Annotated in this window: 21 protein-coding genes and 1 pseudogene; 2 read left to right on the top strand and 20 right to left on the bottom strand. The window is 47.8% G+C overall.

Annotated elements, in window-relative coordinates; translation table 11 throughout:
• Positions 1-24: 24 nt before the first annotated feature.
• Positions 25-663 (bottom strand): NAD(P)H-dependent oxidoreductase, encoded by a 639-nt coding sequence (locus tag HV832_RS10930; RefSeq protein WP_176803861.1) that lies wholly within the window; start codon positions 661-663, stop codon positions 25-27.
• A gap of 295 nt (positions 664-958) precedes the next feature.
• Here HV832_RS10930 and HV832_RS10925 point away from each other — a divergent pair.
• Positions 959-2,071: pseudogene (locus tag HV832_RS10925) on the top strand (NADH:flavin oxidoreductase/NADH oxidase).
• Positions 2,072-2,162: 91 nt separating this feature from the next.
• Here HV832_RS10925 and HV832_RS10920 read toward each other — a convergent pair.
• From HV832_RS10920 to ppsA, 3 genes are all read right to left on the bottom strand, one after another.
• A complete protein-coding gene (locus HV832_RS10920) occupies positions 2,163-3,086 on the bottom strand; it encodes an SPFH domain-containing protein (protein ID WP_176803860.1) in 924 nt (307 codons plus the stop codon).
• Positions 3,087-3,149: 63 nt separating this feature from the next.
• On the bottom strand, positions 3,150-3,584 hold the full coding sequence (locus HV832_RS10915) for an NfeD family protein (protein ID WP_176803859.1): 435 nt from the start codon (positions 3,582-3,584) through the stop codon (positions 3,150-3,152).
• Between the two features lie 255 nt (positions 3,585-3,839).
• The gene (gene ppsA / locus HV832_RS10910; RefSeq protein WP_176803858.1) at positions 3,840-6,254 is read right to left on the bottom strand and encodes a phosphoenolpyruvate synthase; all 2,415 of its coding nucleotides are present in this window, start codon (positions 6,252-6,254) and stop codon (positions 3,840-3,842) included.
• A gap of 221 nt (positions 6,255-6,475) precedes the next feature.
• Between ppsA and ppsR the strand changes: the two genes are divergently transcribed.
• Positions 6,476-7,318 carry a posphoenolpyruvate synthetase regulatory kinase/phosphorylase PpsR gene (gene ppsR / locus HV832_RS10905; protein WP_176803940.1) on the top strand — a complete coding sequence of 281 codons (843 nt, stop codon included), beginning with the start codon at positions 6,476-6,478 and terminating at the stop codon, positions 7,316-7,318.
• 49 nt (positions 7,319-7,367) lie between these two features.
• On the opposite strand, the gene HV832_RS10900 is transcribed toward ppsR, so the two are convergent.
• The 16 genes from HV832_RS10900 to HV832_RS10825 all read right to left on the bottom strand — a co-directional run bounded on the left by HV832_RS10900 (position 7,368) and on the right by HV832_RS10825 (position 20,145).
• Positions 7,368-8,156 (bottom strand): TrmH family RNA methyltransferase, encoded by a 789-nt coding sequence (locus HV832_RS10900; protein WP_176803857.1) that lies wholly within the window; start codon positions 8,154-8,156, stop codon positions 7,368-7,370.
• Complete coding sequence (gene rnhB, locus HV832_RS10895) at positions 8,153-8,749, bottom strand: ribonuclease HII (RefSeq protein ID WP_176803856.1); 597 nt, start codon at positions 8,747-8,749, stop codon at positions 8,153-8,155. Before rnhB ends, HV832_RS10900 begins: the two co-directional genes overlap by 4 nt.
• A 1-nt stretch (position 8,750) precedes the next feature.
• Positions 8,751-9,005, bottom strand: a complete 255-nt coding sequence (locus tag HV832_RS10890) for a glutaredoxin family protein (RefSeq protein WP_176803855.1) — start codon at positions 9,003-9,005, stop codon at positions 8,751-8,753.
• 148 nt (positions 9,006-9,153) lie between these two features.
• Positions 9,154-10,620, bottom strand: coding sequence for a DegQ family serine endoprotease (locus HV832_RS10885; protein WP_176803854.1), 1,467 nt, complete (start codon positions 10,618-10,620; stop codon positions 9,154-9,156).
• A 49-nt stretch (positions 10,621-10,669) separates the two neighbouring features.
• On the bottom strand, positions 10,670-11,674 hold the full coding sequence (locus HV832_RS10880) for a MucB/RseB C-terminal domain-containing protein (RefSeq protein ID WP_176803853.1): 1,005 nt from the start codon (positions 11,672-11,674) through the stop codon (positions 10,670-10,672).
• A gap of 5 nt (positions 11,675-11,679) precedes the next feature.
• On the bottom strand, positions 11,680-12,348 hold the full coding sequence (locus tag HV832_RS10875; RefSeq protein WP_176803852.1) for a sigma-E factor negative regulatory protein: 669 nt from the start codon (positions 12,346-12,348) through the stop codon (positions 11,680-11,682).
• Between the two features lie 40 nt (positions 12,349-12,388).
• On the bottom strand, positions 12,389-12,991 hold the full coding sequence (gene rpoE, locus HV832_RS10870) for an RNA polymerase sigma factor RpoE (RefSeq protein ID WP_176803851.1): 603 nt from the start codon (positions 12,989-12,991) through the stop codon (positions 12,389-12,391).
• Positions 12,992-13,084: 93 nt separating this feature from the next.
• The gene (locus HV832_RS10865) at positions 13,085-13,570 is read right to left on the bottom strand and encodes a protein YgfX (RefSeq protein WP_176803850.1); all 486 of its coding nucleotides are present in this window, start codon (positions 13,568-13,570) and stop codon (positions 13,085-13,087) included.
• A 64-nt stretch (positions 13,571-13,634) separates the two neighbouring features.
• Entirely contained in the window at positions 13,635-14,876 is a 1,242-nt protein-coding gene (fabF, locus tag HV832_RS10860; RefSeq protein WP_176803849.1) for a beta-ketoacyl-ACP synthase II, read from the bottom strand.
• A gap of 33 nt (positions 14,877-14,909) precedes the next feature.
• Positions 14,910-15,149 carry an acyl carrier protein gene (acpP, locus tag HV832_RS10855; protein ID WP_028104092.1) on the bottom strand — a complete coding sequence of 80 codons (240 nt, stop codon included), beginning with the start codon at positions 15,147-15,149 and terminating at the stop codon, positions 14,910-14,912.
• A 150-nt stretch (positions 15,150-15,299) separates the two neighbouring features.
• Positions 15,300-16,052 (bottom strand): 3-oxoacyl-ACP reductase FabG, encoded by a 753-nt coding sequence (gene fabG, locus HV832_RS10850; protein ID WP_176803848.1) that lies wholly within the window; start codon positions 16,050-16,052, stop codon positions 15,300-15,302.
• Complete coding sequence (fabD, locus tag HV832_RS10845; protein WP_176803847.1) at positions 16,049-16,981, bottom strand: ACP S-malonyltransferase; 933 nt, start codon at positions 16,979-16,981, stop codon at positions 16,049-16,051. The genes fabG and fabD overlap by 4 nt, the downstream gene beginning before the upstream one ends.
• A 32-nt stretch (positions 16,982-17,013) precedes the next feature.
• The gene (locus tag HV832_RS10840; RefSeq protein ID WP_176803846.1) at positions 17,014-18,000 is read right to left on the bottom strand and encodes a beta-ketoacyl-ACP synthase III; all 987 of its coding nucleotides are present in this window, start codon (positions 17,998-18,000) and stop codon (positions 17,014-17,016) included.
• The gene (plsX, locus tag HV832_RS10835; RefSeq protein ID WP_176803845.1) at positions 17,997-19,073 is read right to left on the bottom strand and encodes a phosphate acyltransferase PlsX; all 1,077 of its coding nucleotides are present in this window, start codon (positions 19,071-19,073) and stop codon (positions 17,997-17,999) included. The genes HV832_RS10840 and plsX overlap by 4 nt, the downstream gene beginning before the upstream one ends.
• Before the next feature lie 226 nt (positions 19,074-19,299).
• The gene (rpmF, locus tag HV832_RS10830) at positions 19,300-19,482 is read right to left on the bottom strand and encodes a 50S ribosomal protein L32 (protein ID WP_162018712.1); all 183 of its coding nucleotides are present in this window, start codon (positions 19,480-19,482) and stop codon (positions 19,300-19,302) included.
• Positions 19,483-19,620: 138 nt separating this feature from the next.
• On the bottom strand, positions 19,621-20,145 hold the full coding sequence (locus HV832_RS10825) for a YceD family protein (RefSeq protein WP_176803844.1): 525 nt from the start codon (positions 20,143-20,145) through the stop codon (positions 19,621-19,623).
• Positions 20,146-20,260 lie beyond the last annotated feature (115 nt).

Below are 20,260 nucleotides of genomic sequence, written 5' to 3'. Positions count from 1 at the left end.
AATCCCGAAATGACTAAGTATCAATTACTGAATTTCGGAAATAAACTGACTTGCAGGACGGCGTACTTTTTTCAGATTCACCAGCCAATCCTTATCCTCTTCACGATAGCCTAACGGCAAGATGACGACACTGCGCAGGCCTTTTGCGCGCAACCCAAGAATTTCGTCGAGTGCTGCAGGATCAAATCCTTCCATAGGTGTGCAATCGACCTGTTCTTCCGCAGCAGCAATCAGCGCCGTTCCTAAGCCGATATATGCCTGACGGGCCGCGTGTTGGAAATTCACTTCGGCATCACGCTGAGGATAATTAGCCAGCAGCATATTCCGATAATTCTCCCAACCCTCATTTTTAAAACCGCGCTCGTCATTGGTCAGATCAAACATCATGTTGATGCGCTCAGGCGTGTAGTTATCCCATGCGGCAAATACCAACAAATGAGACCCCTCTGTAATCTGGGCCTGCTTCCATCCGATTGCCTTGATTTTTTCACGTATCTCGGGATTGGTGATGACCAATACCTCATATGGTTGCAATCCGCTGGATGTGGCCGTCAATCGTATGGCTTCCAGGATATGGTTAACTTTTTCCTGTGGAACTGCTTTCGCAGGGTTCATTTTTTTGGTGGCATAACGCCACTGCAATGTATTGATTAAATTTGTCATTATTAAGTTTCGGTTAATGTTTAAATCGGTTTCTGCCCTGCTGTTCGTACGGGAGATCTTCACATATCTACAAATGCGTAGAGTGGCTACTCCATATCAGGACAAACTCATCTATTCACAAGAGCTGACACCCCCGAATAATCTGGACAAGTCATTCAAATATTTTGGATCCCAGATATTGACCTCTGTCGTACGATCCGGATAAGCGTGATGATCGTCAGGGAAGGAAGCAGCATTCATTATTTTGACTTATGATGCCGGGTAAGATTTTTTTAATCAAAGAAAGATAAACCAGATGAGCACGCTGTTTTCTCCCATTAATCTTGGTTCATTGCACCTTAAAAATCGCATTATTATCGCTCCCATGTGCCAGTATTCAGCACAGGACGGCCTTGTCAGTGACTGGCATACCATCCATCTCGGCAACCTGGCATTATCCGGTGCGGGTATGCTGATTATCGAAGCAACGGCGGTCGAGGCGATCGGGCGAATTTCTCCTTATGACGTCGGCCTGTGGTCCGACGCTACAGAGTCCGGTTAAAAAAACACCCTGAGTGCGGTCAGAAAATACTCTTCCATGCCGATCGCCGTTCAGTTGGCACATGCTGGGCGCAAAGCATCCAGCCAACGGCCATGGGAAGGTGGGCAGCTGATTCCTGTGGCCGAAGGTGGTTGGCATACCGTAGCGCCTTCAGCTATTCCTCATGGGTCCAATGAACCGGCTCCGGCAGCATTGGATCTCGCAGGTATGCAGAGAATCAAACAGGCTTTTGCCGATGCCGCGATTCGCGCCTATCGTCTCGGAATAGATGCCATCGAGATTCATAGCGCACATGGTTATTTGTTGCATCAGTTCTTGTCACCGTTGTCGAATCAGCGCACTGACCAATATGGTGGAAACCTGGAAAATCGGATGCGATTTCCGTTGGAAGTGATCGATGCGGTAAAAGAAGTGTTGCCAGCAGATTACCCGCTTGGGGTCAGAATTTCCGCCAGCGATTGGGTTGAGGGCGGTTGGGATATCCTGCAAAGCATTACCTACACTCAGGCACTGGAGCAAAAACATTGCGCGTTCATCCATGTGTCCAGCGGGGGCTTATCAACACAACAGAAAATTCCACTGGAATCTGGCTATCAAGTTCATTTTGCCGAAACGATCAAAAAAATTACTTCTATGCCAGTGATCGCCGTCGGTTTAATCACTGAAGCGGAACATGCCGAACGCATCTTAAATGATGGTCAGGCAGACCTGATCGGCATTGCACGCGGCATTCTTTATGACCCACATTGGCCTTGGCACGCTGCAGCAAAACTGGGGGGGACGGTGGATGCTCCGCCACAGTACTGGCGCTCGCAACCAAGAGAATTGAAAAATCTGTTTGGAGAAATCAGACAAGGCGGTCGCTGAAAACGCCTCACGCTCCTCCGAAACTGCGCTGCGGATGTTGCACCTGAAGCGCAGTTTCGGACTCTATGCCAATATTGGCAGAGGGTGCAAGTTATGGAGTTGGCTTCTGCGATTTCACGACCTGCATCGCAGTCGCAATCAGACCACTCATGTCGCCCAGATTGGCCGGAACAATAATCGAATTATTGGTCTTTGCGAGATTTCCGAATGCGCCGACATATTGTTCTGCCACCTTGAGATTCACGGCATCCTGTCCACCTGGCTCCTGAATAGCGGATGCTGTTTTCCGTATCGCTTCAGCACTGGCCTGTGCAATTGCCAGAATCGCGGCAGCCTGGCCTTCTGCACGATTAATCGATGCCTGTTTCTCACCTTCTGATTTTGCAATAGCCGCTTCCCGCTCACCATTTGCAATATTAATCTGTTCTTGCTTCCGACCTTCTGATGCGGCGATCAATGCTCTTTTTTCACGCTCCGCCGTAATCTGTGCCTGCATTGCATGCAAAATTTCTTTTGGTGGCGTCAGGTCCTTGATTTCATAACGAAGTACTTTTACGCCCCAGTTGGCTGCCGACTCATCAATCGCACTGACAATCGTTGTGTTGATATGATCACGCTCTTCAAAGGTCTTATCAAGTTCCATTTTACCGATGACAGAACGCAGCGTGGTCTGGGCTAATTGGGTAATTGCAGCAATATAATTGGACGACCCGTATGAGGCACGCATCGCATCCGTAATCTGGAAATACAGAATACCGTCTACCTGCAATTGCGTATTATCTTTGGTAATACAAACCTGAGGCGGCACATCCAGCGGAATTTCCTTCAGCACATGTTTATAGGCAATCCGATCAATAAACGGAACGACGATGTTCAGACCCGGCCCCAGTGTATTGTGATATTTACCGAGACGTTCCACGACCCAGGCGTGCTGTTGGGGAACGACGTTAATTGTTTTAACGACGAAAACAATCGCCAATATAAAAATTACCAGAGCTACGCTACCTATTTCCATACATTCACCTTATTGTGATTGAAAAACTGACCGGCCCGGACTGAACAAAATAATCAAACTTTCCTATACAGGACGGACGATCAGACGACTGCCTTGAATTTCCTGAATAACATACTCTCCGGGATATCCGGACACATGCTGCAACTCAACATCCCACATCGCCCCCCGATACATCGTGCGGGACGTGTATCTGCCCCCGCCCTGCTCCTGCCATTGGCTAACCGTCAACGTCTGTCCGATATCCATATTGACATTCGGATCACGGGCGGCGTCTTTATTACCTTTCCACCCATATTGGCTGTTATGCAAAGCTAATGTCGCAACAGTTCCGACAATGGCTGCAGTAACCAGCTGGACAGAAGTTCCGGCTGACAAAAATGCGGCGACAGCACCCGCCAATAAACCAAATGAAATCATCAGTAAATAAAATGTTCCCGAGAACAACTCCAGAATCACGACTGCCCCCGCTAACGTCGCCCATACCATCCAAGTATTCATAGGCTTTCTCCTTATGTTTTTTGTATTGTGATCTAAATTACTACAAATTGCATCGGTAAAATAAATGTAAATTTACCCATAAAAATATCATCTTACACTTCATTGTAAGCATCAAATCCAATATTTTTCTATCAACTTCCTCTCTATATATACATAAATTTCAAAGTTGAATACATGGATCGTAATGACCATAAAAAAACGGGAGTGCAATAACGCACTCCCGTTTTTTAGACAATCTTATCTGACACGCACTGATTAACTGATCTGAGCGAGTTTTTGCCAGGTATCAATCACAGAATCAGGATTCAACGAAATCGACTCAATACCTTCGCTCATGAGCCAGGCAGCGAAATCCGGATGATCCGAAGGCCCTTGTCCACAAATACCAACATATTTGTCGAGTTTACGACATGCAGCAATCGCACGGGACAACATCGCTTTCACAGCGAGATCACGTTCGTCAAAATCGGCCGCCAGCAATTCCATTCCGGAATCACGGTCCAGACCGAGTGTCAGCTGAGTCAGATCATTCGATCCGATAGAGAAACCATCAAAGTATTGCAAGAACTCTTCCGCCAGAATGGCATTCGACGGAACCTCGCACATCATGATCAGACGCAAGCCGTTCTCTCCACGCTTCAGGCCATTTTTAGCCAGCAAACTCACTACTTTTTCTGCCTGCCCCAAAGTCCGGACGAAAGGCACCATGATCTCTACATTGGTTAAGCCCATGTCGTTCCGAACCCGCTTCATCGCCTGGCATTCCATTTCAAATGATTCAGCAAAGTCTGCGGCGAGATAACGTGCAGCGCCACGGAAGCCAAGCATCGGATTTTCTTCATCCGGCTCGTAACGAGAGCCGCCGATCAGTTTTTTATACTCATTGGATTTGAAGTCGGACAAACGGACAATCACCTTTTTTGGCCAGAAAGCAGCAGCAATCGTCGCCACCCCTTCAGCCAGTTTATCTACATAGAACGCTTTTGGGGATGCGTGTCCGCGCGCCACCGATTCAACCGCTTTTTTCAAGTCGGCATCAATATTCGGATACTCCAGAATAGCCTTTGGATGAACACCAATATTGTTGTTAATGATAAATTCCAGTCGCGCGAGGCCTACCCCTTCGTTCGGCACCGACTGGAAATCGAATGCCAGCTGAGGATTACCGACGTTCAACATAATCTTCAGTGGTAACTTAGGCAATTCGCCGCGCAGTTCTTCCGTGACCTCGGTTTCCAGCAGACCATCATAGATTTTGCCTTCATCACCCTCGGCGCAAGAAACCGTTACCAGTGTGCCATCTTTCAATATATCAGTGGCATCACCGCAGCCCACAACGGCAGGCACGCCCAGCTCACGCGCAATGATCGCAGCGTGACAAGTTCTGCCACCACGGTTCGTCACAATGGCTGACGCACGTTTCATGACCGGCTCCCAGTTAGGATCTGTCATGTCAGCGACCAGTACATCACCTGGCTGCACGCGCTCCATCTCGGATGGATCATGAATTACGCGCACACGACCGGCACCGATTTTCTGGCCAATTGCACGACCAGCCGCCAATACGGTACCGGTACCCTTCAGTTTGAAGCGCTGCTGCGCATCCGTTACCTTTTGCTGGGATTTGACGGTTTCAGGGCGCGCCTGCAAAATGTATAACTTCCCGTCGCGTCCATCTTTGCCCCATTCAATATCCATCGGGCGGCCATAATGCTTTTCAATGATGACGGCATATTTTGCCAGTTCAACGACCTCGTTATCATTCAGAGAGTAACGGTTGCGCATTTCTACCGGCACATCCACGGTTTTGACAGAACGTCCAGCCTTTGCTTCGCCAGTGAATTCCATCTTGATCAGTTTGGAACCGATATTGCGGCGAATAACAGGCAATTTGCCCTGTTCGAGCATCGGTTTATGAACGTAAAACTCATCCGGATTGACCGCCCCCTGTACTACGGTTTCCCCCAGACCATAGCTGGAAGTGATGAAAACCACATCTTTAAAGCCGGATTCGGTGTCGATTGTGAACATGACACCAGCCGCTCCCAGGTCAGAACGTACCATGCGTTGCACACCAGCCGACAATGCCACTTCGGCATGGGTAAATCCTTTATGCACGCGGTAAGAAATTGCCCTGTCGTTATACAAAGAGGCGAATACGTGCTTCATTGCCTCCAGTACATTCTCGATCCCGACAACATTCAGGAAAGTTTCCTGCTGACCGGCGAATGACGCGTCAGGCAAATCCTCTGCCGTTGCTGAAGATCGGACAGCAAAAGAAACTTCACCCACAGAATCAGCAACCAGTTTGCTGTAGAAATCTTCGATCTCTTTTTGCAAACGGGGTTGAAATGGCGTATCAATAATCCATTGACGGATCTCAGCACCGGCTCTTGCCAGTTCTTTCACGTCATCAATATTCAGATCTGCCAGACGATCGGCAATACGCTGCGCCAACGGAGCGCCGCCATTTTCACTATGCGATAAAAAATCGCGGAATGCTTGTGCGGTGGTGGCAAAACCACCAGGCACGCGGACACCGGCAGAAGCCAGCTGGCTGATCATTTCGCCTAAAGATGCATTTTTTCCGCCGACAGATTCAACATCCGTCATTCGTAAATGCTCAAACGAAGCAACATAAGTTGCCCCGGTATTTGCTGCGTTGGACATAACAACCTCTTTTTGATGGTAAGAAATCTTTACTGTCTACTGCCGGATTGCTACGTCAGCCATCATTTTTTGTTATTCTTAGAGACAACTGCGTTTCATAAACTGTTACCGCATTTTACATTGTGTCCTGCAAAATTGTTTCAGGCATCCCATTATATTGCCGACTTTTTTTGTTGTTTCATTGTGTAATAATTTCATCTCTCTTTTTGAAAATTCTGACCATGCCTGACACGCCCTCCCTCCCTAAAGCAAATCGGACTGTTTTTTTTATTTCTGATGGAACAGGCATCACTGCTGAAACTTTTGGTCACTCCGTATTAACGCAGTTCGACCTGAAATTCCGGCAAATCCGGCTGCCATTTATTGATACGGTTGACAAGGCGCACGACGCAGTGAGGCGTATTAATGACGCTTATGCGGCAGAAGGAACCCGTCCGATTGTATTTTCCACGCTGGTCAAAGCAGATTTAGCCAATGTCGTATTTAAATCCAAAGGCCTGCACATGGATTTAATACAAACTTTTGTTTCTCCGCTTGAGCAGGAACTGGGCGTCAAATCGACACACACCATCGGGCGCAGCCACAATATTGCCGATTCAGAGGAATATAAAAACAGGATTGAGGCAATTAATTTCTCACTGGCGCATGATGACGGGCAATCCAATAAAAACTTATCGACCGCAGATGTGATTCTGATTGGCGTCTCCCGCTCCGGAAAAACACCGACGAGTCTATATCTGGCAATGCAATATGGGATCAAAGCGGCCAATTACCCATTGATTCCCGATGATTTTGAACGCGGCAAACTTCCGACAGCCTTGCCAGAATTCAAAAACAAGATTTTTGGACTAAGCATTGCGCCAGAGCGCCTATCTGAAATCAGGAACGAACGCCGTCCCGGCAGTAAGTATGCCTCGATCGAAAACTGCCGTTACGAAATCAATGAAGCGGAAGCAATGATGAAAAGAGAAGGAATTCGCTGGCTTTCATCGACAGCCAAGTCGATTGAAGAAATTTCAACAACCATTCTTCAGGAAATTAAAGCAGATACCCGGGTGTACTGATATCTGCCAAAGGCAGCATTAATTAGATAACAACTAATTGGCCAATTATTTAAACCGACAATTGCTGCCTGACCTGCTCAAATAAACAGATCGCTGCACTCGCAGCGACATTCAACGACTCTATCGCTGCCTGTTGAGGAATTGTCACCGTCTGTGTGGCCATTTTCATTAGCTCCGGCGACACCCCCTGTCCCTCGTGACCAAAAAGCCAGATGACAGCCTGCTTCAGGTTAGCCTGATAAATGGTCGTCTGGGTGTGGGAGCTGGTTGCCAGTACAGGGATCCTGGCGACACTCAAGATGCTTTGCAAGTCGGCCTGCTCGTAAATATTAAGCAAAAAATGTGCTCCCATTCCGGCTCGCATGACTTTAGGAGACCATGCGAAGGCAGTACCGGGAGCGCAAAATACATGCCTCACTCCCGCCGCTGCTGCACTGCGTAGCAAAGAACCCAAATTTCCGGGATCCTGCAAACCATCCAGTGCCACAGAGGTATGTTCAATCATTTCGGGTAATACTGGGACTGGCGTCAGAATGACGAATAAAATTCCGACCCCATTTTCAACCTGGCTGATTGCCTGATATAAATTCTCTGGTAAAGAAATACAAAGCACCTGCTGCGCTTCACATTTCAATAAAATGGCGGCAACTTCGGGATGTGTTTGTGCTGTATCAGCCACCACACATAACTGTGGCATACCAATCTGCTGCAAATAAGCCTCGCACAGATGTACGCCATCCAATAAGGTTTTTCCTGCTTTACGACGAGCCTGGGAGTTGGCCGCCAGATTTTTCAGATCTTTATACAGACCATTTTCGCGAGAAATAATCGGTTTCATTTCAACAAAACTTTCACCGGTGCGTAGGATCTGCGGTGGATTGGCGCAACACCATGCTGACGCAATCGCTCCAGGTGCAATGCGGTCGGATACCCTTTGTGCTGGTCAAGGGCGTATTGCGGATATTCCTGATGCAACTGATATAACAAAGCATCACGCGCAGTCTTGGCCAGAATGGATGCTGCTGAAATTGCATCAACCTTATCATCACCTTTAATAATGGCTTCTGATCTGACAGACATCACCGGGCATCGATTTCCATCAATCAATGCCAGCGTAGGTGTGACAGACAATTTTTCCACTGCACGGCGCATTGCCAGCATGGATGCCTGCAAAATATTGAGCTGATCAATTTCCTCGACTGAACATTCCGCAATCGCCCAAGCCAGTGCATGCGCTTTAATTTCTGTAGCCAACGCATCCCGGCGCACTTCCGTCAGCTTTTTAGAGTCCCGCAAACCATGTATCGGCCGTGCCGGATTCAGAATCACCGCAGCGGCAGTAACCGGGCCGGCGAGAGGCCCGCGTCCGGCTTCATCGACACCGCAGATCACCTCATGTGCATAATCAAACAAATTCAAATTTTCTGGCATGTCAGGCTTTTAAAAAAGCGTCTAATGCTTGCTTATCTAAAAAATAATGGCAAATTTTTTGTACCGGCCCTACATTTTTCTGGCCAATCAAAACCGGAACCAGTTCATCGTATTGCGCCAGCAGTAATGGATCTGTATCAACATCCACAACGGAAATAGCAAATTGCTCCGGATTCGTCAGAGAATGCCGAAGTTGCTCCAGCATGTCATCACAAAGATGGCAGTAACTACGGGAATACAATGTGAATGTAATCATCAGCGGACAATCCTGATCCTTCAATAAAGTGCGACATTATATGTCTTGTGCCCCAAGGATGACGCATATCCATAAAAAAAGCTGCCCTGAATCAGGACAGCTTTTGATAATCCGACCAAACGTCAGGTAGTGAATCAGATTTTCAGTTTCATGGTTTTATCGGAATAAACTGAGAGATGCCTTCCCGACGCACCAGCAGTACTGCCATTTTTTTCTGATCCAATTTGCTGACCATCGCATTAAACTGTTTAGCGTTTTTTACGTCAGCATTATTCAGAGTCAATATCACGTCTCCAGCCTGCAAACCAGCCGCTGCGGCTGCACCGTCAACAGTTTCGATAACCACCCCGCCATCTGGCAACTCTTTTTTCTGCGCATCCGATAAATCGGCAACAACTAATCCCAGGAAATTTGCCTGTTCTTTTTTAGCTTTTTTATCGTTTTTTTGGGCGACCTTATCAGGTTCGGCTTCCGCCACGACAATACTCAAATCACGGGTGCTGCCTTTTCTCCAGACGGTAATCGTTGATTTGGTGCCTGGCTTGGTTGCACCAACTACCCGCAACAAATCATTTCTGTTTTCGATCGTCTGACCGTTGAATTTCAAAATAATATCGCCATCCTGAATGCCCGCTTTTTCAGCAGGCGTGCCTGGTTCTATTCTGACGACCGCAGCACCCTGGGCTTTTGGCAGGCCAATGGATTCCGCAACTTCTTTTGATACCTCTCCGATCTGGACACCAATTCGTCCACGGGTTACTTTACCCGCCCCCTTCAACTGCTCGGCAACCCGCATTGCTTCATCAATCGGAATTGCGAAAGAAATCCCCATGTATCCACCAGAGCGGCTGTAAATCTGCGAGTTGATGCCAACAACTTCACCACGCATATTGATTAACGGGCCACCCGAATTTCCCGGATTAACGGCAACATCGGTCTGGATTAATGGAAGATAATCACCGGTATCCCGCGCCTTGGCAGAGATAATGCCCGCGGTGACGGTATTTTCAAGATCAAACGGGGAACCGATCGCAATGACCCACTCACCAGCACGGATTTTACTGGAGTCGCCAACCGTCACTTTGGGTAATTTGGAGGCTTCAATTTTCAGGACTGCAACATCGGTACGTTTGTCGGTACCAACTACTTTTGCCTTGAACTCCCTCTTATCCGTCAACTTTACATAAACATCAGTCGCTCCGTCAACCACATGAGCGTTGGTTAAGACATAGCCATCCTGGGAAACGATGAAGCCGGAACCAACACCCCGCGGAACTTCTTCCTCTTGTTGCGGTACTTGTTTGCGACCTTTAGGTGCCGGGTTTTGTTTTGGGATAGGCATTCCGAAAAACCGGCGGAAAAATTCCTGCATCTGCTCATCCTCCAGAGCATTTCCTGCCTGGGAATGTTGCAGTTTTTCTGTTGTGCGGATATTGACGACAGCTGGCCCAACTTTATCGACCAGATCCGTAAAATCGGGCAATACGGCAGCAGCGGAAGCAGCTTCAGCGACAGGTAATGCATTGACTGATGCTGGCGCAATAAAACCGACACAAGTACTCATCACCAGAGTAGAAATAATTTTTTTAGCTGGAAAAAAATTTTTTGCTTTCATGATGTTATTTACTCACTTATTCACACGACGTTAAAAACTCAAACACAGATTACTTTGATTTTAATTCTATAGAATTCATGACCTGCTGAATGGTTGACACCGGTACCTCTCCAACCACAGTCAGCCAGTAACTACCGCGACGACGCCCCATAATCGTCAGAGCCCCCTGCTGCAGACTCCCCTCGGTACGGGCCTCATTATCCGGTTCAATAAACACAGAAAATGCTGCAAGACCATCCGAAAAAATCATCTGTATCACCTGATGGGATGCTGACTGTTTGCCTGAGTCGGAGGGAGTAGGAATAACGCGTTTCAATTCCCGGATTTTTTTAAACCCTGCCGGTAAGGACTTAACAATCCAGCCTGAGCTGATATTGGATTGGACGGTCAGATTTTCAATATGCCACTGAGCGACATTCTGAAAACTTGGTTTTAATTTACTTTTATCAATTTCACCCAGTTTTAATTGTGTGAATGCGATCTGCTCAATCACTTCGTTCTTGGTATTGACAGTTTGCGCACGTAATAACAAACCTGAATTTTTTTCAGAACAAAGGCGGTAGCCGTAGCGATAAGCATCGCGAGGTTCCAGCAGATATGTCTGACACTCTACACCAGCGACCCTGTTTAATTCCCCCTTTTTGATCCAGTATAAATCCGGGAGTGATTGCATATTCTGCGTCAACAAAGCAGGAAACACTTCCTGGGTCACGTTCTTTTCTATCTGGATGGTTTTAGTTTCCGGCAAAAAGCAGGATACCTCGTCCCCTTTTCGGATGTATTCACGCGGTTTTCCATCAAGTATTTCGAGCTTTTCCAACTCACCATTTACATCGGCATAATGCGTGATACGTGATGTTCTGATTTGATTCGCCTGTTGATAGACAAAAGTGCCTGCATAATTGAGTTTTTCAGCTGATGACTGTATTTTATGCAATATTTCCAAAGCATTTTTTTGCTCATCTTCCTGATTCAGTGTTCCCGCACTGGCAATACCGGCTGCACAAGACACGCCGAAAATTATTCCCGCACACTTTAAACGACCAAGCGACATAGTCTTTATTTCTCCGGAGTACCCGTTACAGCATTGGCACGGGTCACATATTGTGTGCTACCAATCGATGGAGAGAATCGCTGATGCGCCAACAAATAACTGTCAATACGCGGATCTCTCAGCATTTCAACGCGAACGTCAGGTTTTTCGTTTACAGTCTTCCCTGCAACAATAGCCTCTGCATCATTGCTGGCCATTTGTTGCGGCGACTCATTCACCAGAACTGGCGCAGATGCAAGCTGTATCGGCGTGGCTGTCCCACGACTCTGACCACTTTGCGCAACCTGCACAGAAGTAGCAGACCGATCATTCTGATGCAGTAAGGGTGGAATGACTAACAATGCAAAAATGGCCGCAGCAGTAGCACTCGCCATGCCCATATATGTTCGCAGGTAAGGAAATCCTTTCGATTGTTTATTTTGGCGATGTGTTTCGGGCAACAGAATCACAGGCTCTGACGCAAACCGGGCTGAAAATTTCTTCGCAAAATCAGCACTGACAGGAACAGCCAGATCATCTGATCGCAAAACATCACCAATCTGATGATAAACGTCCCAGGTTTGCTTTTCCTGAGGTGAATTCATCCGTGCTAGTAAGGCAATGATGGTTGCCTCACTCATTTCCCCATCGGTCAACGCAGAAATATCTTCGTGTTTAGAAATATCGTTCATCATATTTTCACCAAATTTTGGCTAATTCAATTTTTCAGAGAAATTACCAGCGCTGATCGAGATTAGTACCTAAAATCGGTCTCAGCCGTTCAGCAATCGCTTCACGGGCCCGGAAAATCCGGCTTCTTACCGTACCAATCGGGCACAGCATCACCTCTGCAATTTCGTCGTAACTGAGCCCCTCAATTTCTCTCAACGTAATCGCATTCCTCAATTCTTCAGGCAACGCAGACATAGCTGCATTGACAGTTTCAGCAATCTGCTTACTGGCCAGCAATGATTCGGGTGTATTAATGTCCCTCAGTCCATCTGCCTCAATAAATGTTTCAGCTTCTTCAACATCGGCCTCGGTTGACGTTGGCGCCCTGCGCCCCTGAGTCACCAGATGATTTTTAGCCGTGTTCACACCAATCCTGTATAGCCACGTATAAAATGCCGACTCACCGCGAAAATTTGGCAATGCCCGGTACGCTTTAATGAACGCTTCCTGAACGACATCTTCAGCTTCGGCCTGATCGTAGACAAGACGAGACACGAGCCGCATCAGTTTCCGCTGATATTTGGAAACCAGAAGCTCAAATGCTTTTTTATCTCCACGCTGGACGCGCTCGACCAGAATCTGATCTATCTCGCGCTCTGTCGTCACTCAGTCATCCCTGTATTTTTATTTATCTGAATCCATAATCTGTTCACGCACTCAACTTTCAATTGCCTATATAACGATAGAGTCAAACCCTCTTTAAAAGTTCCCTGATTCGCCCTCCATCTCATTCTGCATCCGGGAGATGATCCAAAGCAAACTTACCCGCAAACGATGCATCGTTAATCGATCAATAGAATCCTGAAAAATAACGATGGGCGGCAGCGACGAACCGTCAGCCGACGTAAAATACAAAAACATCAATCCATCTCGGACAATACTCCGTTTGCTCAATTGAACAGCAAGTGATTTTTGCGGTGAACCATTTACCGGATCAAGATAATTCAACACAATCTGACCCTGACCAGAAATAATCAGTCGAACGGAATCTTTGCGACGCCCGGTCCAAGCTGCAAAGATGATAAACGCAATAATCAGAAAACTCAGGACCAATCGCGCTGGCAATGCCAAATCACTCCAGCCGGAAAGCAGGAAAAGGGATGCCGCCACCAGAATACCCATGATAGTCAATGCAAATGCCGGCACTTTGGAAGGGCTGATAACTGCTGAAACAGAAATACTCATAAAATAAAAAAAGCACCTTGTTTCAGATGAAAAAGGTGCTTTTCAAAGATTCAAAAGAATTTTTTTATATTTTGGCAAAAATCAAAGTGCCATTCGTGCCGCCAAATCCGAATGAATTCTTCATTGCATAATCGATCTTCAGATCCCGGGCCACATTGGCACAATAATCCAGATCACACTCTGGATCCTGATTAAAGATGTTGATGGTTGGTGGCGACATCTGATGATGCACTGCCAGCACAGTAAAGACTGACTCGATACCACCAGCCCCGCCCAGCAAGTGGCCAGTCATGGATTTAGTGGAATTCACAGTCAACTTATAAGCCTGCTCACCGAATGCCGCCTTGATCGCCTCGGTTTCATTTTTGTCTCCCAGAGGAGTTGATGTCCCATGCGCATTCAGATATTGAATCTGATCGGTATTCAGCCCTGCATTTTTGAGCGCGTTGAACATACTCCTGCGCGGACCATCCATACTAGGAGACGTAATATGATAAGCATCACCACTCATACCGAAGCCAACGACCTCTGCATAAATAGTTGCTCCGCGTGACTTGGCATGCTCATACTCTTCCAGCACCATCACGCCTGCACCTTCACCCAGCACAAATCCATCCCGGTCTTTATCCCAAGGGCGGGATGCTGTGGCAGGATCATCATTACGGGAAGACAGCGCGCGCGCGGAAGCGAAACCACCCAGGCCCAGCGGAGAAATCGTCGATTCCGCGCCGCCTGCAATCATGACATCTGCATCGCCATATTCGATCATGCGGGCGGCAGACCCAATGCAATGCAATCCTGTGGTACAGGCTGTCACGATGGCCAGATTAGGACCTTTCAGACCATATTTGATCGAAAGATGTCCGGAAATCATATTGATAATGGAAGCCGGAACAAAGAATGGACTAATACGACGTGGTCCACGCTCCATTAAAGTCTCTTTGGTTTCTTCAATCAGCGGCAAGCCACCGATGCCAGAACCGACAATTACACCAATGCGGTCTGCATTTTCTTCGGTGACCGACAATCCACTATCCTGAAACGCCTGCATCCCCGCCGCAATGCCGTAATGGATGAAAGTATCCATATTACGAGCCTCTTTCGCCGGAATGTAGTCTTCCACATTGAAGTCTTTGACTTCCCCGGCAAAATGCGTAGAAAAGGCTGAAGCATCAAACTTGGTAATAGTAGCAATACCAGATTTACCAGCTTTCACCGCATCCCAAGCACTGGCAATCGTATTACCGACCGGGGAAATACATCCCAGTCCGGTGACAACGACACGACGTTTATCCGTACGACTCAAGCGTTTCTCCTGGATTTAAAAACGAAAACTGAATTACGCCTTAACGTGTGCTGTCGCGTAATCAATCGCTTGCTGCACAGTAGTGATTTTTTCAGCCTGCTCATCAGGGATTTCCATCTCGAATTCATCTTCGAGTGCCATCACCAATTCAACTGTGTCCAATGAATCTGCACCCAGGTCATCGACGAAAGAGGATTCGTTTTTGATGTCAGCTTCAGCGACGCCCAGTTGTTCTGCGACGATTTTCTTAACGCGTTGTTCGATATCGGACATGTGTATCTCCAGTGAAAAAATCAATAATAAGGGCTTACAGAAAGTGCGCGCATTTTAGCAGGTTTGTGCGCAAAAAAAGCAAGTCCAGAATTTTCAGCAACAATTTAAGTCAATTCCAACGAAATTGCTGCTAATTGCAAATAAAATGAATTATGCCAGATACATCCCACCGTTAACATGCAGTGTCGTACCTGTAATATAACCCGCGTCAGGCGATGCCAGAAACAAGGTTGCCGCTGCGATATCCTCTGGCCGACCCAGTTTTGCCATCGGAATCTGCGACAAAATAGCCGCCTTTTGTTCTTCTGTTAATGCCTTTGTCATATCGGTATCAATAAAACCCGGCGCAATGCAATTAACTGTAATGTTACGGCTTCCGATTTCACGTGCCAGAGCCCGGCTCATCCCCGCTACACCCGCTTTTGCTGCTGCATAATTCATCTGCCCGGGATTTCCGGATGAGCCGACAACGGAGGTAATATTGATGATGCGTCCATGCTTTGCCTTCATCATACCGCGCAATACTGCTCTGGATAAGCGTGCCACAGAATTCAGATTGGTGGAGATAACGTTATCCCACTCCTCCTCTTTCATACGCATGGCCAGCTGATCCTGAGTGATACCTGCATTATTGACGAGGATAGACAAACTTCCGTATAACTTCTGAATCTCGTCAACCAAAGAATTGCAACGTTCCACATCATTGACATTGAATGCGACACCCTTACCCGCCTCCGGTCCAATCTCAGCAAGATAAGCCGAAATTGCGTCTGCTCCCGACTCGGAAGTTGCTGTGCCAATGACTTTGGCGCCAGCTTTCGCCAGCGCAACTGCAATTGCTTTTCCTATACCGCGGGATGCTCCGGTGACCAAAGCAACCTGATTTGCTAATACCAGTGTCATTTTAAAATTTCCAATACTTTATCCAGAGTTGCCTGATCAAAAAACGCATCACCGATCAAATCGCCGTGAATACGTTTCGTTAAGCCGGCAAGCACCTTACCGGGACCACATTCCACGATATGCGTCATCCCGCTCGCATGCATTTTCAATACTGTTTCCACCCAGCGCACCGGACTGGCTGCCTGTCTGACCAACGCATCTTTAATGGCAGCAGGATCACTGACAATAGCGACATCCACATTATTAATCAGGGGAATCAGTGGAACAGAAAAAGAAATACCTGCAAGGTATTCGCGCAATTTGTCCGACGCTGGTTGCAGCAGGGATGAGTGAAATGGCGCTGATACAGGTAAAGGGAGAGCACGTTTAGCGCCCTTTACTTTTGCAATTTCACATGCGCGCTCAACTGCGGCCTTACTGCCTGCAATCACAACCTGGGCTGGAGCATTAAAATTAACCGCCTCAACCACTTCACCCTGTGCAGCCTCAGTGCATAAAGCCCGGACATCTTCGTCTGCCAGCCCCAGGATGGCGGCCATTCCACCTTGCCCCACGGGCACTGCATCCTGCATGGCCTGCGCACGAAAACGCACCAGAGGCACTGCATCTTTAAATGCAACCACGCCTGCTGCCACCAAAGCCGAGTACTCACCGAGACTATGTCCAGCGACTATCGCCGGCACTTTTCCACCCGCAGCAATCCAGGCACGATAACTGGCAACTGCCGCAGTCAGCATGACAGGTTGCGTATTCGTCGTCAGATCCAGCGCCTCTTTCGGGCCCTCTGCAATCAAACGCCCCAAATCAGTTCCCAGCGCATCGGAAGCCTCTTCGATTGTCTGACGGACAACTGGATTATCCGCGAAACCATTCAGCATTCCGATCGATTGCGACCCCTGACCGGGAAATACAAACGCAAATTGATTCATAAGTATTAATATCTCTCTGGTTATTTTGAATACTACATTTGCACAATGGCAGCACCCCAGGTGAAACCGCCACCGACTCCTTCCAACAATACTTTATGTCCTGCTCTCACCCTGCCGTCCCGCACTGCCTGATCCAGCGCCAGAGGGATTGACGCAGCGGAGGTATTTCCGTGCTGATCCACCGTCACCACCAGTTTTTCCATAGGGAGATGCATTTTTTTGGCCGTACTTTGCATAATGCGGATATTCGCCTGATGTGGAATCATCCAGTCAATGTCCGATGCCTGCAACCCCGCCAGTGACAAAGCCTCATTTGCCACTTTTTCCAGCACTGAAACGGCCAGTTTAAACACGGCCTGACCGTCCATATGCAAATAGGCGTTTCCCGCAATTGCCCCATCCTGAATATTCCCGGGAACACACAGAATATCGGCATGACTTCCATCAGCATGCAATTTGGTGGCCAATACGCCCGGAGTTTCAGAGCGGGCCATCACCACAGCACCCGCGCCATCACCAAATAACACACATGTGGTACGGTCTTTGAAATTAAGAATGCGCGAAAAAACCTCAGCGCCAATCACCAGCGCATTTTTGTGCGTGCCGCCTTTAATCATGCTGTCCGCCACAGCCATGGCGTACATGAAGCCGCTGCACACCGCCTGCACATCCATAGCCGCCGCACCATTGGTCATACCCAGTTTATTCTGGACGACACAAGCGGTGCTGGGAAAACCACCGATAAAATCCGGGGTTGATGTTGCAAGAATAATCAGGTCAATATCATTCGCTTGCATTCCGGCTGCCTGCAAAGCCTGCTGCGCAGCCTGAACGCCGAGGTCACTGGAATTCACGCCTGGATCGGCATAATGCCGATGAGAAATACCGCTGCGGCTGACAATCCATTCATCAGATGTTTCAATGCCGTTTGCGGCGAGCTGATCAGCAAGTTCCTGGTTGCTGACTTTTCTGGATGGCAGATAACTGCCTGTACCTATAATTTTGCTGAAAATTGTCATGCAGTTTTTTGCACCGGAAGATCGTTATTATCAGACGAAACCGGGTCTGCCACAGGCATGAGTTTCGCCATCGAAGTTGAAATGCGCGCCAGAACATCATTTTTTGCGGCATCAAATGCACGCTGTATCGCCCATTCATAACTGTATTTGTCTGCGCTGCCGTGGCTTTTAAATACCAGACCGCGCAAACCTAACAGGCTGCCGCCATTATAATTCGACGGGTTCATTGTCCGGGAAATCGATTTCAGGGCGCCGCGCGCAATCACCGCACCGAGAATATTCAAAAAATTACTCTTGAAAGATTCAGTAAGCGTCGTTTTTACAAAACGCCCCAATCCCTCAACAGCCTTCAATGTCACATTACCGACAAAACCGTCACAAACAACAATATCGGTCGTGCCCTTGAAAATATCGTTCCCTTCGACGTTGCCATAGAAGTTCAGCAAACCCCGCTCATGATCCTCACGCAGCAACTGAGCAGTTTTTTTCACGACATCATTACCTTTGATATCTTCTTCCCCGACATTCAGCAAACCAATTGTCGGACGCTCCTTCCCCTCTAGCGCAGACACAAGTGCAGAGCCCATGATTGCAAACTGATGCAGATGCACTGGCTCGCAATCAACGTTTGCCCCCAGATCCAGCATATACGTGGGCAAATTTTTCTGGTTGGGCAACATGCTGCAAATTGCAGGGCGATCCACCCCCTGCATCGTTTTCAGCACATAACGGGAAACCGCCATCAAAGCACCGGTGTTACCTGCTGAAACGCAGGCTTGCGCCATCCCCTCTTTCACCTGAGTCACTGCAACACGCATGGAAGAGTCTTTTTTGCGTCGCAAAGCGACCTCAATCGGGTCGTGCATTTCAATGACTTCGCTGGCATGAATGATCTTCAGACGAGGATGTTGTGTGGCGTGCAGTTTTTTCAGTTCAGACTGGATGTCAGCCTCAAGACCCACCAGAAGAAACTCAACGTCTGGTTCGCGATTTGCAAATGCCACTGCTGCCGCTACGGTAACTGCTGGCCCGTGATCACCGCCCATGCAGTCTATGGAAATTTTTATTGTCATGTAGTGTTGCGAAACTTCAATCCGAAACGGCTAGTGTATCAAACTGAAGCGCCATTTCGACCATTTTCATTTCTGCGGGAAAATAGTGAATCAAAAAAACGAGGAAATTTTGCCTGCCCGGCCATTCTCCGTATGCAATTCAGGAAAACACGCTATCGCTACAGGCGAAAAAAAGCGGCGCCAAGTACGAGACTCGTCACGCCGCTTTTTTAAAATCAGGAACGAATTATTCGTCGTTCTTGGTTTTCAATACTTTACGACCACGGTAAAAGCCATTTGGGCTGATGTGGTGACGCAGATGCGTTTCACCTGTTGTTGGCTCGATACCCAACTGTGGTGCAGTCAGGAAATCGTGGGAACGGTGCATACCACGCTTGGATGGGGACTTTTTATTTTGCTGAACTGCCATGATAACTCCTAATACTTCAAAAAATGTTTCTAAAAATTTACACACCTGGCTAAAGAATGCGCACACCGGAATGCGAACATCGCCAACCAAGAATCCCTAACAATACTTCGACCTGAGTGTTTTTTCAGAATAATGCCACTAGGTACGCCCACTTATTTTCTTCAGCACGGCAAAAGGCGATTCTTTTTTGCCGCTTCCTGCGTCAACCCCTGCAGTAGAATTTGCTGAAGCCAATGATACATCCGGGCATACTGCATGTTTGGGCGATTGGGGTATTGCCAGCAGCACCTCATCCTCAATCAAATCCATGATATTGAATGCTTTGCTGCCTACTACAACATCAATCTCGTCATCTTCAAGCAATGCCTCAATTTCATCGGCATTTTCTTCGCTTCTGGCGAGGATCAATACTGACTCTGAATTCAAATCCAGTGCAAACGGATGCAAACAACGCTGACACATCAGATTGACGGAGCCAGTCACATTCAGCGCCAGTCTGGCGTGTCCTAAACCATCCGTCCCTCCGGATAAAGACCATTCCAACACACTGTTCGTGTCGGCACACTCTCCAGAAAGCCGGGGTGAATCTGCGACAGGTATGCTTCCCGAACGCCGCTCACCGAGCCGGCAAAACGCGAAAGCGTCAATCACAAAAGCTTGCATAGGATATTTGAACCCAGAAAACCTGCGATAATAACAGCAATCACCCTTATTAGTCAAAGGCTTAGCACATTTTTGGCGCAATTCTCACGAGAAACGTGTCAATCAGATACTTCGC

The sequence above is a fragment of the Cognatundibacterium oligocarboniphilum genome (assembly GCF_013377855.1).
Taxonomy (GTDB): Bacteria; Pseudomonadota; Gammaproteobacteria; order Burkholderiales; family Burkholderiaceae_D; genus Undibacterium; species Undibacterium oligocarboniphilum.
This window is presented reverse-complemented; position numbering and strand designations above follow the sequence as displayed.

Coding starts and splice junctions, on each gene's coding strand:
- HV832_RS10930 (WP_176803861.1), bottom strand. CDS start 663: ATGACAAATTTAATCAATACATTGCAGTGGCGTTATGCCACCAAAAAA.
- HV832_RS10920 (WP_176803860.1), bottom strand. CDS start 3,086: ATGGAAATAGGTAGCGTAGCTCTGGTAATTTTTATATTGGCGATTGTT.
- HV832_RS10915 (WP_176803859.1), bottom strand. CDS start 3,584: ATGAATACTTGGATGGTATGGGCGACGTTAGCGGGGGCAGTCGTGATT.
- ppsA (WP_176803858.1), bottom strand. CDS start 6,254: ATGTCCAACGCAGCAAATACCGGGGCAACTTATGTTGCTTCGTTTGAG.
- ppsR (WP_176803940.1), top strand. CDS start 6,476: ATGCCTGACACGCCCTCCCTCCCTAAAGCAAATCGGACTGTTTTTTTT.
- HV832_RS10900 (WP_176803857.1), bottom strand. CDS start 8,156: ATGAAACCGATTATTTCTCGCGAAAATGGTCTGTATAAAGATCTGAAA.
- rnhB (WP_176803856.1), bottom strand. CDS start 8,749: ATGCCAGAAAATTTGAATTTGTTTGATTATGCACATGAGGTGATCTGC.
- HV832_RS10890 (WP_176803855.1), bottom strand. CDS start 9,005: ATGATTACATTCACATTGTATTCCCGTAGTTACTGCCATCTTTGTGAT.
- HV832_RS10885 (WP_176803854.1), bottom strand. CDS start 10,620: ATGAAAGCAAAAAATTTTTTTCCAGCTAAAAAAATTATTTCTACTCTG.
- HV832_RS10880 (WP_176803853.1), bottom strand. CDS start 11,674: ATGTCGCTTGGTCGTTTAAAGTGTGCGGGAATAATTTTCGGCGTGTCT.
- HV832_RS10875 (WP_176803852.1), bottom strand. CDS start 12,348: ATGATGAACGATATTTCTAAACACGAAGATATTTCTGCGTTGACCGAT.
- HV832_RS10865 (WP_176803850.1), bottom strand. CDS start 13,570: ATGAGTATTTCTGTTTCAGCAGTTATCAGCCCTTCCAAAGTGCCGGCA.
- acpP (WP_028104092.1), bottom strand. CDS start 15,149: ATGTCCGATATCGAACAACGCGTTAAGAAAATCGTCGCAGAACAACTG.
- fabG (WP_176803848.1), bottom strand. CDS start 16,052: ATGACACTGGTATTAGCAAATCAGGTTGCTTTGGTCACCGGAGCATCC.
- fabD (WP_176803847.1), bottom strand. CDS start 16,981: ATGAATCAATTTGCGTTTGTATTTCCCGGTCAGGGGTCGCAATCGATC.
- HV832_RS10840 (WP_176803846.1), bottom strand. CDS start 18,000: ATGACAATTTTCAGCAAAATTATAGGTACAGGCAGTTATCTGCCATCC.
- plsX (WP_176803845.1), bottom strand. CDS start 19,073: ATGACAATAAAAATTTCCATAGACTGCATGGGCGGTGATCACGGGCCA.
- rpmF (WP_162018712.1), bottom strand. CDS start 19,482: ATGGCAGTTCAGCAAAATAAAAAGTCCCCATCCAAGCGTGGTATGCAC.
- HV832_RS10825 (WP_176803844.1), bottom strand. CDS start 20,145: ATGCAAGCTTTTGTGATTGACGCTTTCGCGTTTTGCCGGCTCGGTGAG.